Origin of the sequence: Acinetobacter lwoffii, from assembly GCF_049367455.1 — a bacterium.
Lineage (GTDB): Bacteria > Pseudomonadota > Gammaproteobacteria > Pseudomonadales > Moraxellaceae > Acinetobacter > Acinetobacter lwoffii_W.
Genome location: NZ_JBMPXW010000001.1, coordinates 2867591 through 2879860, shown reverse-complemented (window position 1 = coordinate 2879860; position 12270 = coordinate 2867591). Strand labels below are relative to the sequence as shown.

The window sequence follows — 12270 nt, the reverse complement described above, 5'->3', positions numbered from 1 at the left end:
GGTTGTTTATTAAAAATTAGCTGCACTATGCCGCGTCTAAATGACAATCTTATGACAAAAGCTGGAGCGATACAGCCTGTGTTCTTAGCATTTATTTGGCTAGACATATTACATCACATCTAAATACAACTCGAAGACATAAAAAAGAAGCATCAACGTGCTTCTTTTAAATCTACTTTTTAATCTAAAATTATTTATGCAAAGGTCTTAAAGCGCTCTGCATCATCCATAAAGGTTTTTTCACCTGCAGGAGCTTCAATCGAACCAAATACCAGTTGAGCGCGAAGTTTCCAGTGAGATGGAATCTCGAAAGTTTGTGCGACTTCTTCATCAATAAGTGGATTGTAGTGCTGCAATGAAGCACCAATATTTCTTTCTGCCAAAGCGGTCCAGGTTGCAAACTGTGCAATAGCAGAAGAATGCTCAGACCAGACCGGGAAGTTATCGGCATAAAGTGCAAACTGCTCCTGCATCGACTTCACCACGTTCTGGTCTTCATAAAACAGTGCGGTACCATAACCTGCAGCAAAAGCATTGATCTTGCTATTGGTTGATTCAAATGCATCTGCTGAAACCAGATCACGTAAAGTTTCACGTACAATATGCCAGAAAGTATCATGTGATTGACCAAATAAAATCACCACACGCGAGGTTTGCGAGTTAAAAGATGACGGACTGTGCTTCACCGCATCTTTAATGATTTTCTCAATTTCTGCTTGATCCAGCTCTACATTTTTTCCAATTGAATAAATGCTACGGCGTTGTTTGATTTGATCTAAAAATGCCATGAATTCACCTCTATATATTTTGATTATTAAAAAATCGATAAAGTCATACTACGTGCTTTAAGCACCCAAGACAGGTGCATTTCGATAACAATGTGTTTTATTTATAGAACAATCAGATTTAGATCTGGGTAGCGTATTTGTATCTGATTTTATCCGCAGCTTCCATGCTGTCACATATAAAGTTCTCTATAAACTTTTAATTAAATACTTTGAAACGGTGCTGATCCGGCTTTTGTAATTTTTCTTCTACTGCTTGTTCAATTGATCCAAAGCAAAGTTGGGCTCGCAACAACCAGTTCTTTTCAATTTCAAAATGCTCAGCGACCCTTTCATCAATCAGTGGATTGTAGTGCTGTAAGGATGCCCCTAAGCCAGAATCTGCCAGCGTCGTCCACACAGCAAATTGCGCCATACCGGAAGTTTGTTCCGACCATGCTGGAAAATCTTCACTATTTAATGGCATTTTCTTTTGTAATTGTTGAATCACGGCTTGATCTTCATAAAACAAAACCGTGCCATAGGCAGCAGCACATTGATTCAACTTGATTTCCATTCCTTCGTAAATAGATGCCGGCATATGCTGACGCTGTACCTGTTTCACAATTTCCCAGAATTGATGATGAGAATCTGCAAATAACACCACAATGCGCGTAGTTTGAGAATCATAAGCCGAAGGGCAACTGCGCACTGCTTCCTGAATGATTTCGCCAAGCTAAGTCTGACTATAATGTACCCGCTTACCGAGTTGATCGATACTACGGCGCTTTTTCAATTGATCGACAAAAGTCAGTTCTAAATCACCATTCAGTTTATTTTTTCTTGAAAATTTAAAATCCTTGGTTATATCACTTGTTAATACCTGACCAATCTTATTTAGCAATGCCATTTTCTACCCCACAAAAAACAAGCCAAATCAGCTTAGAAAATCCCCTACAATTATAAGGCCTTTATCAAGATGGGCAGATTTAGTGGTGGTTTTACTGTCGGTTTTTACAACACTCAAACCAGCCAAAAACAACAAACTCCGCACTTGGCGGAGTTTATGTGAAGCATTGCACATTATTTATTTTTCAGTTTCAAATAATGCAGCAACAAAAGATTTGGCAGAGAATGGACGCAGGTCATCAATTTTTTCACCCACACCAATAAAGCGAATCGGCACATGAGTACGACTGGCGATATTAAACAGTACCCCACCTTTGGCAGTACCATCAAGTTTGGTAATAGTTAAGCCCGTCAAGCCTACCGCCTCATCAAACATCTCGACCTGATTAATAGCATTCTGACCAGTACCGGCATCGACCACCAACATCACTTCATGAGGTGCAGTGGCATCGATTTTCTGCATTACACGTTTTACTTTAGTCAATTCCTGCATCAAATGACCTTTGTTATGCAAACGGCCCGCTGTGTCTGCAATCAATACATCCACACCTTTGGCACGCGCACTTTCAAAAGCATCGAAAATCACTGAAGCTGAGTCAGCACCATGACCCTGAGCAACAACCGCAATATTATTACGCTCACCCCAGATCTGGAGCTGTTCAGTTGCAGCCGCACGGAAAGTATCGCCTGCTGCCAACATGACGGTCTTGCCTTCACCTTGCAGGCGCTTTGCCAACTTGCCAATGGTAGTCGTTTTACCGACACCATTCACACCAACTACCAGAATCACATAAGGCGATTTATTCGGATCAATATGCAGCGGTTTTACCCGTGGTGCCAATAAAGCCACCAGTTCTTCCTGAAGCGCTTTATAGAGTGAATGCGAATAGATCAAATCACCACGTGCCGTACGTTCAGTCAGGTTAGCGATAATGGTCTTGGTGGCTTCCACACCGATATCGGCCACCAGAAGCTGCTCTTCGACTTCTTCTAATAATTCATCATCAATTTCTTTACCACCGATCAGGATATTTACCATCCCATCGGCAAGGTTTTTACGGGTTTTGGTTAAACCCACTTTCATACGGCTAAAGAAGCCACCTTTCGCCGCAGAATCTTCATTTTCAGTTTCTGTTTCGACAGGTGCAGAAACTACAGCTGTTTCGCTTGGCGTTTCTACGATAGGCACATTGACCGCAGGTAAGCTCGGTAATGTGACATCATCATCTCCGATATCAGCATCAATCAAAAATTTGTTTTGCCCATTAGATTGCTGTTGCATGCCGAATCCTTGAAAAGCATTGCGTTAAAAACCCAGATTCTACCATAACTTGCCTGCTTTGCAGCTAGCAATGCAAATGCTGGACAAACATACCAAAAAGCTACAGCTCTCGGTTGCTTTCAAGCACACATTTATTAAAAATAACTCTAAATACAACTGCCTATTTCAGGAGATCTAGTGTTCATCACCTTTTTGACTATCTCCTCTTTCTCGCAAATGATCAAACAGATGCTTTATCCACTCGGTGCAGCAGTCTTGCTTAGCCTGAGTTTTAGCTCGGTTCAGGCACAAACCCGAAGCGAATTGTCACGGACTACTTTTGAAACCACGTTAAGTAATGGTTTAAAAGTCATTATTCGGGAAGACCATCGTGCGCCCATGGTAATGACACAAATCTGGTACAAAGTCGGCAGCAGCGATGAATCTGGAAATATTCTGGGGGTATCACATGCGCTTGAACATATGATGTTCAAAGGCACCCATAAAGTACCGAATGATGAATTTACCCGTCTTAGCCGGATTTATGGCGGCAGTATCAATGCAGCTACCTTTACCAATTACACCAATTATTATCAGCTCTATCCTAAAGCCTATTTTCCTATGGCGCTGGAACTTGAGTCTGATCGGATGAGTAATTTACTGCTTCGACAGCAGGACTTCGAGCCAGAAATTAAAGTCGTCATGGAAGAACGGCGCCAACGCACCGACGACAATCCGCGGGCGCAAGCCTTTGAACGGTTTAAATGGATCAGTTATCCGACCAGTCATTATCGCCAGCCGGTGATTGGACACATGAAAACTCTGAATAATATTCAGTTGAATGATGTCAAAAAATGGTATCGGGACTGGTACAGTCCGAATAATGCCATTCTGGTGATTGTTGGAAATGTAGAATCTGAAGCTGCTTTGGCTCAGGTACAAAAATATTTTGCTGACATTCCCGCGCGTCCAACACCAGCACGCAATGATGTACTGGAGTTTGAGCGTTTGGGTTATCGCCATATGGAGATCAATAGCAATGTTCAGGTGCCCAATCTGTACATGACCTGGAATGTAAAATCCCTTGGCACTGCCAAAAACCCCCAAGATGCTTATGCCTTGACCATTATTCGCAGTCTTTTGGACAGTGGCATTTCTTCGCGCCTGCAAGACCGATTGGTACGTGATCGTAAAATTCTGACCTCTGTCAGCGTTTCTTATGATCCCTATAATCGCGGCGACAGCCTGTTTGGTATTTCTGCCTTACCTGCACCGGGCATCTCTTTGCAAGAAGCACAACAAGCAATTCAGGATGAAGTGGATTTACTTAAAACTACAGCGATGACTCAACAGGAAGTGGATCGTATCAGTACCCGCTTTATTTCCAATTTGATTTATAGTCAGGATGATATTGCCGGACAAGCCAAAATGATTGGCAATCTGGAGGTCAATGGCTTGAGTTATCGCCTGATGGATGAATTACCGAAACACTTTGAAAGTGTCAGCATTCAAGATATCCAGCGTGTCGCCAACGCCTATTTTGTCCGTGAAAATCTCAGCACACTTTATCTCTCACCTGAACAAAACACCCAGCAACGGGGATTATAATGCTTCGACTTCGTCCATTTTTGCTTATTTCAATTTTAAGTCTTAGCTCGGCTACCCATGCAGAAAACTATCGGGACCCTCAACCTGACCAAAATGATAATCCGAGTCAGTTACAGTCTATCCCTTTGCTGCAAAGCTTAAAAAATATTAATCAACAACGAGAATTTCAGGCGCCTTATATTCATGATCTAAACAATCGCTACAAAGTACGCACGCTGTTCGTTGAAACGCAGGATCTTCCCATGGTCGATATCCAGCTGACCTTTAATGCCGGTTCGGCCCGTGATCAGGAAATTGCCAAAGGTCTATATGGCCTATCCAATATGGCAGCCAAGTTGATGCGTGAAGGAACGGATAAATATAGCGCAAATCAGGTGGCGGAAGTTTTTGACCAAACCGGCGCACAATTCAGCGTACAAGCCTATCGGGATATGTTTGTGGTTCGTCTGCGTACACTTTCAGATCCGGAAAAACTGGAACCCGCATTGGGCATGCTGATGGAGGTTCTTAAGAATGCATCATTTAAACCATCCAGCATTAATCTGGCTTTAAGCAATACCCAAGTGGGACAAAAACAGCTACAGGAAAACCCAAGCCGACTGATGGATATCCGTTTTTATCGTGCCTTATATGGTCAGCACCCTTATGCAGAACCAATCAGCGGCACCCAAGGCAGCACCAAGAAAATTAACGCAGAATTATTAAAAAAATTCCGTGATCAGTTTTTGGTGGCGCAAAATATGAATATTGCCATTACGGGTAAACTCAGCCCGAAACAGGCACTCGAACTGTCTGAACGCATTGCCGGCAATTTACCGCAAGGGCAAAAAGCAGAGGCATTGCCACAGCCTGAAATCCAATCTGGTTTTGAAGTAGTACATCTACCCTATAACTCGTCTCAGGCGCATGTCACTTTTGGGCATTTAGGCCCAACCCGCTTTACTGAAGATAAACTGGCTTTAGAAGTCGCCAATCGCATGTTTGGCGGTAGCGGATTTAATGCGGTATTGATGCAGGAACTGCGGGTGAAACGTGGTTTTACTTATGGCGCTTATAGTTCATTGAGCTTTAGTCAGGCACCCGGCGTATTCAGCTTTAAGTATTCTACGCGTCAGGATCAACTGCTAGATAGCATTCAGGTCGCACATCAAGCATTTATCAACTTTGTCAGTCAGCCTATTGATACTCAGCGTCTGGAAGAAACCAAAGCAGGCATGTTACGTGCTTTTCCTAATAATTACAGCAGTAATGCCACCATTAATGCCCAGCTAGGCAATATGGGTTTTTATAGTGAGCAAACTGATTATTTATCCAGTTATCCAGAACGCTTGGCTAAAATCACAGCGGCAGATGTACAAAATGCAGTGCGCAAGCATTTTCATCCTGATCGCTTAACCCTAGTCGTCGTCAACAAAGAACTGGATCAAAATGCCTTGAAAATGCGTTTGGAGCGAAATTTAATGGATGCCAATTATTACTTACCAACAAACCCTATGCCTAAGGCATCTCCACAGAGACCGGCGGAAGCTGACGTGCCCGAAGTGATTCCTGCTGATAAGCCTGCATCAATTTAAGGTACTGCCCACGACGGATATGCTGCTGCTCTAACAAGGCGAGTGCCATATCTTGGGTTTGGGGAAGGTTTTGCTGTTTAGACAGTTGTTGAATCTGGGTGACTTGGGAAAGGCTAAGCGGACGATATAAAGCAAATGCGGCTAAAAGTAGAATGATCGCAATAATAAAAATAACCACACTGTTATAAATCTGTTCCAGTTTGATTCTGCTGAAAAATTGGCTTAGTTTTTCTGTATCTATAGACATACACTACCTCAGGTTAGAGGTAGTGTATGGTCGCAGTTACATAAGTTCAAGTCAGCGCACTGAATATTCATAAGAGCTGAATCCTGCTATTTCGAGGACTAATTCATGATTCTGGTAATAATTGTTGAATACAGCACCAATGCAACAACAAGCAATACCAGTGCAATTGCAAATTTACTTAAACCCGCTTCTGCTTCAGGCGGATGCAGACGATCCTCATCTGCAATGCGGACCAGCTCACCATTATAAAGCTTATAAAACTGCTCACGCTGGTTTTCATCCAGCGCACGGGTAAAGTCGTAGACTTCTTTACGTTGTGCCAGTCCATAATCACCCAGATGGGTATGTTTACTGAATATAGCTTGATCGAGTTTTTTACGATGCAAATCGGCAAGTTCCATAATTTGACCTGCAGTCGGAGGCATATCAAATTTCACACCATCTAAAGTTCTTGTCATCATGGCCTTCTCCTTATTGTTTGCTATCCATTTACAATGTAGCTTAATAATATTTATAGTTGTGTATAGTTTAATCAGTTAAACTATAACTTAAGTAAACAAATAAAATCGAATAGTTGACTTTTCCATTATTTTGTAATATTAGTTTAACAATACTAATTTATATTTGTATTTAGACTAAATAGTCTATCCTGTAATCATAATTAAAATTAAGGAGTTTTTATATGATACAACAACTCTCTCAACACGATCTGGAACATCTGTACGCAGATGCCGTGAATACCATTCAATCGCAAATGAACTTTGCTGATGCAGTAAAACAGCTTGAAGAAGCCGCTCGTGCTGGCCATGGTAAAGCAGCGCTTTTTTTAGCAGAACTTTATTATCAAGGTTTCCGTGTAGAACGAGATTCACTCAAAGCCCAGTACTGGCAGAACATGGCCACCATGCAAGCATAAAGAAACGTCACCTAGGTGGCGTTTTTTTATGCCCTTTTTTCAATAAGTAGCAATCAATACATATTTTCTTACGAATCCTTGCAAAGCTGAAACAGTAATTTCATATAAAGTTTCTAGAATAGAGCCTGAACTCCAATAGCACTTTATTCTAATGAAACCACGAAAAATTATTCAATTTGATCCGATCTGCAAAAACTTTCTGTTAAAGATCACGATGCTTAAATCTTTGATGAATTGTGGCGAGCTATGGGGCGCATATCACCAAGGCTGGGCGATGATGCGTGACCAGGAAGACTGTATCTTCCCATTCTGGCTCAATCCGCTGGATGCCAAAAATTATGCCCAGCAACATTGGCCGGATTACATTCCACGTAAAATCAATTCTGAAGATTTTGAAAATGCATTATTACCCACCCTGTCGCGACTGAATGTTACGCCAGCGCTGTTCAATACCAATGGAACCAAACTCAAACTGACTGCTGCACAGATGCGTCATCTGTTTTTTTCGCAACAAAGACTGCACATTGCTTAAATAACATGCTATTTATAAAGACTAAAACCTAAACACTTAGAGATGTTCAGGTTGAATACATACTCTAGGATTAATAATAAATTAACCAATAAGGATGATTAAGCATGACCAATGTGGCACAGGTGCTCAGTGAAAAAATGCATCAAGCTATTTATACCATCCGTCCAGATTCTACCGTTTTAGAGGCCATCACTTTGATGGCGGATAAAGGAATCGGGGCGCTTGTGGTAACCCATGAAGACAACGTGGTGGGGATTTTGTCAGAGCGGGATTACACGCGTAAGATCGCCCTGATGCAAAGAACCTCATTCGACACCACTGTTAATGAAATCATGACCTCTAAAGTGATTACCGTAAATACAGCTACTAGCGTAGAAGACTGTTTATCTTTGATGACTGAACGCCACCTACGCCACTTACCTGTGGTCGAACATGAAAAACTGATCGGTCTGATTTCAATTGGGGATTTGGTCAAAGCGGCCATGGATGACCAACGCAAATTGATTGAACAGTTACAGCAATATATCTCAGGTTAAAACACCATTTAGCTTCCTCTAAGGCATTTGAAGATCACTTAAGTGACACCAAGATAAAGTTTTATATCTGATGCATAAAAAATCCCGGTACGTGTATCGGGATTTTTTTATATGAACATTCTGAATAAAATCAGTTTAGACCTAATTTTTCTGCGACGTAATCTGAGTCTTTATCACCACGACCCGATAAGTTCACCACAATTTTGGTATCTTTTGGCAATTTACCCGCTTCACGAATTGCCCAAGCCACCGCATGCGAACTTTCTAGTGCAGGCACAATCCCTTCTACACGGGACAAGGTCATAAATGCATCCAGACATTCCTGATCGGTTGCAGTCGTATACTCAACCCGACCCAAATCTTTAAGCAAGCTATGCTGCGGCCCCACACCCGGATAATCCAGACCAGAAGCAATTGAATGTACTGGCAATGGCTCGCCTTGTTCATCTTCAAGCACATAACAGGCCATCCCATGTAACTGGCTCGGTTTACCTAAAGTCAATGTTGCTGAGTGCTTGTCAGTATCCAGACCATGACCTGCCGGCTCAACGCCTACCAGTTTCACATCTGGTTCATTTAAAAATGCAGTGAATGCACCCACTGCATTAGAACCGCCACCGACACAGGCAACGACATAATCAGGATTTGCACCAAAACGTTCATTGGCCTGAACTTTAATTTCATCACCAATAATCGACTGAAAATCACGAACCATCATCGGAAATGGATGCGGTCCAACCACCGAACCGATAGCATAGATGTAATTTTTCGGATCTTTCAAATATTCTTCAAAAGCACTGTCGACTGCATCTTTGAGTGTGGCTGTACCGCGAGTCACAGAAATGAGCTTGGCACCCAGAATTTTCATCTTGACGACGTTTGGATGCTCTTTTTCGATATCCACCTGCCCCATATGAATTTCACACGGAATACCCACCAAGGCACATGCAGTTGCCAAAGCAACACCATGCTGGCCGGCACCAGTTTCTGCGATGACTTTGGTCTTGCCCATATATTTGGCCAGTAGTGCTTCACCTAGGCAATGATTAATCTTGTGCGCGCCAGTATGGTTCAGATCTTCACGTTTCAAATAAATCTGGGCTCCACCGAGCTGTTCAGAAAGACGTTTGGCATGAAATAGTGGACTTGGACGACCGACATAATGAGCAAATAGGTCTTTCAATTCATTCTGAAATTCTTCAGTCTGACGAATTTCCTGATAGGCCACATTAATATCATCCATGGCCTGTTTCAGATCGGGTGGAATAAACTGACCGCCATACTGACCAAAAAAACCCTCTTCATTCGGTAACGCAATACCATTAATTTGATGAGCCATAATCATGCCTGAAATTTTAAATAAGAGATAATGAGTGACTTTATACTAGAATAATTTTTTTTAAATCACTAATAACTCTAACTAAAGTCACTTATAGATAAATGGAATTAACGCGCCAGATATTTAGTCATGTCTTCAATGCCTTTCAGCGTCATTGGAAACATATGATTTTCAAATATTTGCTGGATCAGACCAATAGTATGGGTATAATGCCAGTATTTTTCTTCTTCAGGATTCAGCCAAGCGGTTTTATCAAAATGCTGACGTAGACGCTGCAACCAGACTTGCCCAGCCTCATCATTCATATATTCAACCGAACCACCGACAGAATTCAGCTCATAGGGTGCCATGCTGGCATCACCGACTACAATCACGCGATAATCGCGCCCATAGGTATTGAACAAATCCCAGGTATTCATACGTGAACTGGAACGACGGACATTGTCTTTCCAGACATAGTCATACAGACAGTTATGGAAATAAAAATATTCCAGGGTTTTGAATTCGGTTTTCGCAGCACTGAACAACTTTTCACACTGGGCAATATGCGCATCCATCGAACCACCGACATCGAACAGCATTAAAACTTTGATGCGGTTACGACGCTCCGGCATCAGTTGTACATCCAGAATACCCTGCTTAGCCGTTTCACGAATCGTACCATCAATATCCAGTTCTTCGGCTGCACCCTGACGGGCAAACTTACGCAAACGGCGCAATGCCATCTGCATCTGGCGGCTACCCAAAATCTGCTCATCGTCCAGATTGCGGTATTGACGCTGCTCCCAGACTTTCACCGCAGAACGCTTACGCCCCGGCCCGCCAATACGCACGCCTTCAGGATGATCGCCATAAGCACCAAAGGGTGAAGTCCCACCGGTACCAATCATCTTGTTACCACCCTGATGTTTTTTATGCTGTTCGCGCAGACGCTCTTCTAGCATTTTCATCAGCTCTTCCAGCGATCCGGCTTTTTTCAGCTCTTCGCGCTGCTCTGGGGTCAAATGCTTTTCCAGCAACTCCAGATCAAACCAGTCTTTGGGCAGCTTATGCACCTGATTTAGCAGTTCATCCAGATCAAAGGTCGCGATACCATCAAAATAGTCTTTCATGGCGCGATCGAACTTATCGAAATAGCGCTCGTCCTTGACCATGACGGTTTTGGCCAGCTGATAGAATTCATCCTGATCGGCAAACACCAGACCTGCAGCAACCGCCTGATTCAGGTCAATCAGCTCACGAGTCGATACCGGCACGCCGTATTTGCGTAAGGTATAAAACAGTCGCACAAACATGCGTGTTTCTCCCTTAACGACGTGACATAAATGCTAGACGTTCGAGCAACTGCACATCTTGCTCATTCTTGATTAATGCACCGTACAAAGGTGGAATTGCTTTAGATTTATCAGTATTGCGCAGAATATCTTCCGGCATGTCGTCAGCCATGAGTAGACTGAGCCAGTCGATCAGTTCAGACGTTGAAGGTGGTTTTTTTAAACCCGGAATCTGGCGCAATTTAAAGAAAACCTGTAAGGCTTCATTCACCAGTGTGGTCGAGATATTGGCAAAATGCACATCAATGATTTCACGCATGGTGGCTTCATCTGGGAATTCGATGTAATGGAAGAAGCAACGACGCAGGAAAGCATCTGGCAATTCTTTTTCATTATTTGAGGTAATGATCACGATTGGGCGCTGAGTTGCGGTAATGGTCTCGCCTGTCTCGTACACATAGAACGACATTTTATCGAGTTCATGCAGCAAGTCATTTGGAAACTCGATGTCTGCCTTGTCAATTTCATCAATCAGCAGAACACAGCGTTCTTCACTGGTAAATGCTTCCCACAATTTGCCCGGCTTGATGTAGTTCTTGATGTCATAGACACGGTCATCACCCAACTGGCTATCGCGCAAGCGCGATACTGCATCATATTCATACAGACCTTGCTGTGCTTTGGTAGTAGACTTGATGTGCCAGGTGATCAGTTCCAAACCCAGACTTTCTGCAACTTGCTCGGCCAGTAAAGTCTTACCTGTACCCGGCTCCCCTTTGACCAGCAACGGTTTTTGCAAACTGCGTGCAGCTTTCACCGCAAGTTTTAAACTGTCAGTCGCGATGTACTGATCGGTACCTGAAAATTGTTGAATATCAGCAGACATGATTGAACCTTATTTTTTACTTACAGCGGTGAACTTTTCTCGTGAACACGAATATTGCTTTTGTTCGACACATAAGTCGACCAGCAATAGCCAATCACAGATCCGATCCCAATGACAAATAAAATAAGTGACGCATTAATCCAAACCAGGGATTGCTCTTTGGTCAGCACCCCAAATAACAGACCGAAGATCGCAGGTGCAATAGAAGCATTCGCCCCCTCAGATACCGTCGGTGTCAACAGAATGGCAAAGGCCACAATCCACAAAAAACCGCCCATAGGTTTAGGTAGACGTTTGGTTACGCCATACCAGCACCATAAAGCAATCAGGCTGCCGAGCAAATAAACTGCTACGGCAATGCTCTGTTCAGGAATTGAGTCTAATACAGCCACATAACCATTCATTTCACAACTCCTGAATTAAC

13 protein-coding genes and 1 pseudogene are annotated in these 12270 nt (G+C 42.8%); 5 read left to right on the top strand and 9 right to left on the bottom strand.

Going from position 1 to position 12270, the window contains the following annotated elements; genetic code table 11:
* Nucleotides 1-194: 194 nt before the first annotated feature.
* The 3 genes and pseudogenes from ACO1B7_RS13855 to ftsY form a co-directional block, all read right to left on the bottom strand.
* A complete protein-coding gene (locus ACO1B7_RS13855; protein ID WP_423090253.1) occupies nucleotides 195-788 on the bottom strand; it encodes a nitroreductase family protein in 594 nt (197 codons plus the stop codon).
* A gap of 196 nt (nucleotides 789-984) precedes the next feature.
* A pseudogene (locus tag ACO1B7_RS13850) lies at nucleotides 985-1674 on the bottom strand (nitroreductase family protein).
* Between the two features lie 177 nt (nucleotides 1675-1851).
* On the bottom strand, nucleotides 1852-2955 hold the full coding sequence (ftsY, locus tag ACO1B7_RS13845) for a signal recognition particle-docking protein FtsY (RefSeq protein ID WP_004278679.1): 1104 nt from the start codon (nucleotides 2953-2955) through the stop codon (nucleotides 1852-1854).
* Between the two features lie 177 nt (nucleotides 2956-3132).
* On the opposite strand from ftsY, the gene ACO1B7_RS13840 reads away from it, so the two are divergent.
* Nucleotides 3133-4542 (top strand): M16 family metallopeptidase, encoded by a 1410-nt coding sequence (locus ACO1B7_RS13840; RefSeq protein ID WP_423090252.1) that lies wholly within the window; start codon nucleotides 3133-3135, stop codon nucleotides 4540-4542.
* The gene (locus ACO1B7_RS13835; protein ID WP_423090251.1) at nucleotides 4542-6116 is read left to right on the top strand and encodes a M16 family metallopeptidase; all 1575 of its coding nucleotides are present in this window, start codon (nucleotides 4542-4544) and stop codon (nucleotides 6114-6116) included. The genes ACO1B7_RS13840 and ACO1B7_RS13835 overlap by 1 nt, the downstream gene beginning before the upstream one ends.
* Here ACO1B7_RS13835 and ACO1B7_RS13830 read toward each other — a convergent pair.
* Nucleotides 6040-6363, bottom strand: coding sequence for a hypothetical protein (locus tag ACO1B7_RS13830; RefSeq protein WP_253114269.1), 324 nt, complete (start codon nucleotides 6361-6363; stop codon nucleotides 6040-6042). The genes ACO1B7_RS13835 and ACO1B7_RS13830 overlap by 77 nt on opposite strands.
* A gap of 98 nt (nucleotides 6364-6461) precedes the next feature.
* Nucleotides 6462-6821 carry a hypothetical protein gene (locus ACO1B7_RS13825; RefSeq protein ID WP_034436454.1) on the bottom strand — a complete coding sequence of 120 codons (360 nt, stop codon included), beginning with the start codon at nucleotides 6819-6821 and terminating at the stop codon, nucleotides 6462-6464.
* A gap of 224 nt (nucleotides 6822-7045) precedes the next feature.
* Between ACO1B7_RS13825 and ACO1B7_RS13820 the strand changes: the two genes are divergently transcribed.
* From ACO1B7_RS13820 to ACO1B7_RS13810, 3 genes are all read left to right on the top strand, one after another.
* Nucleotides 7046-7279 carry an SEL1-like repeat protein gene (locus tag ACO1B7_RS13820; RefSeq protein WP_004278686.1) on the top strand — a complete coding sequence of 78 codons (234 nt, stop codon included), beginning with the start codon at nucleotides 7046-7048 and terminating at the stop codon, nucleotides 7277-7279.
* A 151-nt stretch (nucleotides 7280-7430) separates the two neighbouring features.
* Complete coding sequence (locus tag ACO1B7_RS13815) at nucleotides 7431-7811, top strand: DUF2750 domain-containing protein (RefSeq protein WP_004645256.1); 381 nt, start codon at nucleotides 7431-7433, stop codon at nucleotides 7809-7811.
* Nucleotides 7812-7915: 104 nt separating this feature from the next.
* Nucleotides 7916-8347 (top strand): CBS domain-containing protein, encoded by a 432-nt coding sequence (locus tag ACO1B7_RS13810; RefSeq protein ID WP_004278688.1) that lies wholly within the window; start codon nucleotides 7916-7918, stop codon nucleotides 8345-8347.
* A 130-nt stretch (nucleotides 8348-8477) separates the two neighbouring features.
* On the opposite strand, the gene trpB is transcribed toward ACO1B7_RS13810, so the two are convergent.
* The 4 genes from trpB to ACO1B7_RS13790 form a co-directional block, all read right to left on the bottom strand.
* The gene (gene trpB / locus ACO1B7_RS13805; protein ID WP_004278689.1) at nucleotides 8478-9686 is read right to left on the bottom strand and encodes a tryptophan synthase subunit beta; all 1209 of its coding nucleotides are present in this window, start codon (nucleotides 9684-9686) and stop codon (nucleotides 8478-8480) included.
* Nucleotides 9687-9793: 107 nt separating this feature from the next.
* Nucleotides 9794-10981 carry a vWA domain-containing protein gene (locus ACO1B7_RS13800; RefSeq protein ID WP_348939742.1) on the bottom strand — a complete coding sequence of 396 codons (1188 nt, stop codon included), beginning with the start codon at nucleotides 10979-10981 and terminating at the stop codon, nucleotides 9794-9796.
* A 13-nt stretch (nucleotides 10982-10994) separates the two neighbouring features.
* Nucleotides 10995-11846, bottom strand: coding sequence for an AAA family ATPase (locus tag ACO1B7_RS13795; protein ID WP_005262763.1), 852 nt, complete (start codon nucleotides 11844-11846; stop codon nucleotides 10995-10997).
* Nucleotides 11847-11866: 20 nt separating this feature from the next.
* Nucleotides 11867-12250: a hypothetical protein gene (locus tag ACO1B7_RS13790; protein WP_005106668.1), complete on the bottom strand. Its 384-nt coding sequence runs from the start codon at nucleotides 12248-12250 to the stop codon at nucleotides 11867-11869.
* Nucleotides 12251-12270: the final 20 nt, after the last annotated feature.

What these genes read in the sequence shown, in the direction of transcription:
- ACO1B7_RS13855 (WP_423090253.1), bottom strand. Translation starts at nt 788, where the DNA reads ATGGCATTTTTAGATCAAATCAAACAACGCCGTAGCATTTATTCAATT.
- ftsY (WP_004278679.1), bottom strand. Translation starts at nt 2,955, where the DNA reads ATGCAACAGCAATCTAATGGGCAAAACAAATTTTTGATTGATGCTGAT.
- ACO1B7_RS13835 (WP_423090251.1), top strand. Translation starts at nt 4,542, where the DNA reads ATGCTTCGACTTCGTCCATTTTTGCTTATTTCAATTTTAAGTCTTAGC.
- ACO1B7_RS13830 (WP_253114269.1), bottom strand. Translation starts at nt 6,363, where the DNA reads ATGTCTATAGATACAGAAAAACTAAGCCAATTTTTCAGCAGAATCAAA.
- ACO1B7_RS13825 (WP_034436454.1), bottom strand. Translation starts at nt 6,821, where the DNA reads ATGACAAGAACTTTAGATGGTGTGAAATTTGATATGCCTCCGACTGCA.
- ACO1B7_RS13820 (WP_004278686.1), top strand. Translation starts at nt 7,046, where the DNA reads ATGATACAACAACTCTCTCAACACGATCTGGAACATCTGTACGCAGAT.
- ACO1B7_RS13815 (WP_004645256.1), top strand. Translation starts at nt 7,431, where the DNA reads ATGAAACCACGAAAAATTATTCAATTTGATCCGATCTGCAAAAACTTT.
- ACO1B7_RS13810 (WP_004278688.1), top strand. Translation starts at nt 7,916, where the DNA reads ATGACCAATGTGGCACAGGTGCTCAGTGAAAAAATGCATCAAGCTATT.
- trpB (WP_004278689.1), bottom strand. Translation starts at nt 9,686, where the DNA reads ATGGCTCATCAAATTAATGGTATTGCGTTACCGAATGAAGAGGGTTTT.
- ACO1B7_RS13800 (WP_348939742.1), bottom strand. Translation starts at nt 10,981, where the DNA reads ATGTTTGTGCGACTGTTTTATACCTTACGCAAATACGGCGTGCCGGTA.
- ACO1B7_RS13795 (WP_005262763.1), bottom strand. Translation starts at nt 11,846, where the DNA reads ATGTCTGCTGATATTCAACAATTTTCAGGTACCGATCAGTACATCGCG.
- ACO1B7_RS13790 (WP_005106668.1), bottom strand. Translation starts at nt 12,250, where the DNA reads ATGAATGGTTATGTGGCTGTATTAGACTCAATTCCTGAACAGAGCATT.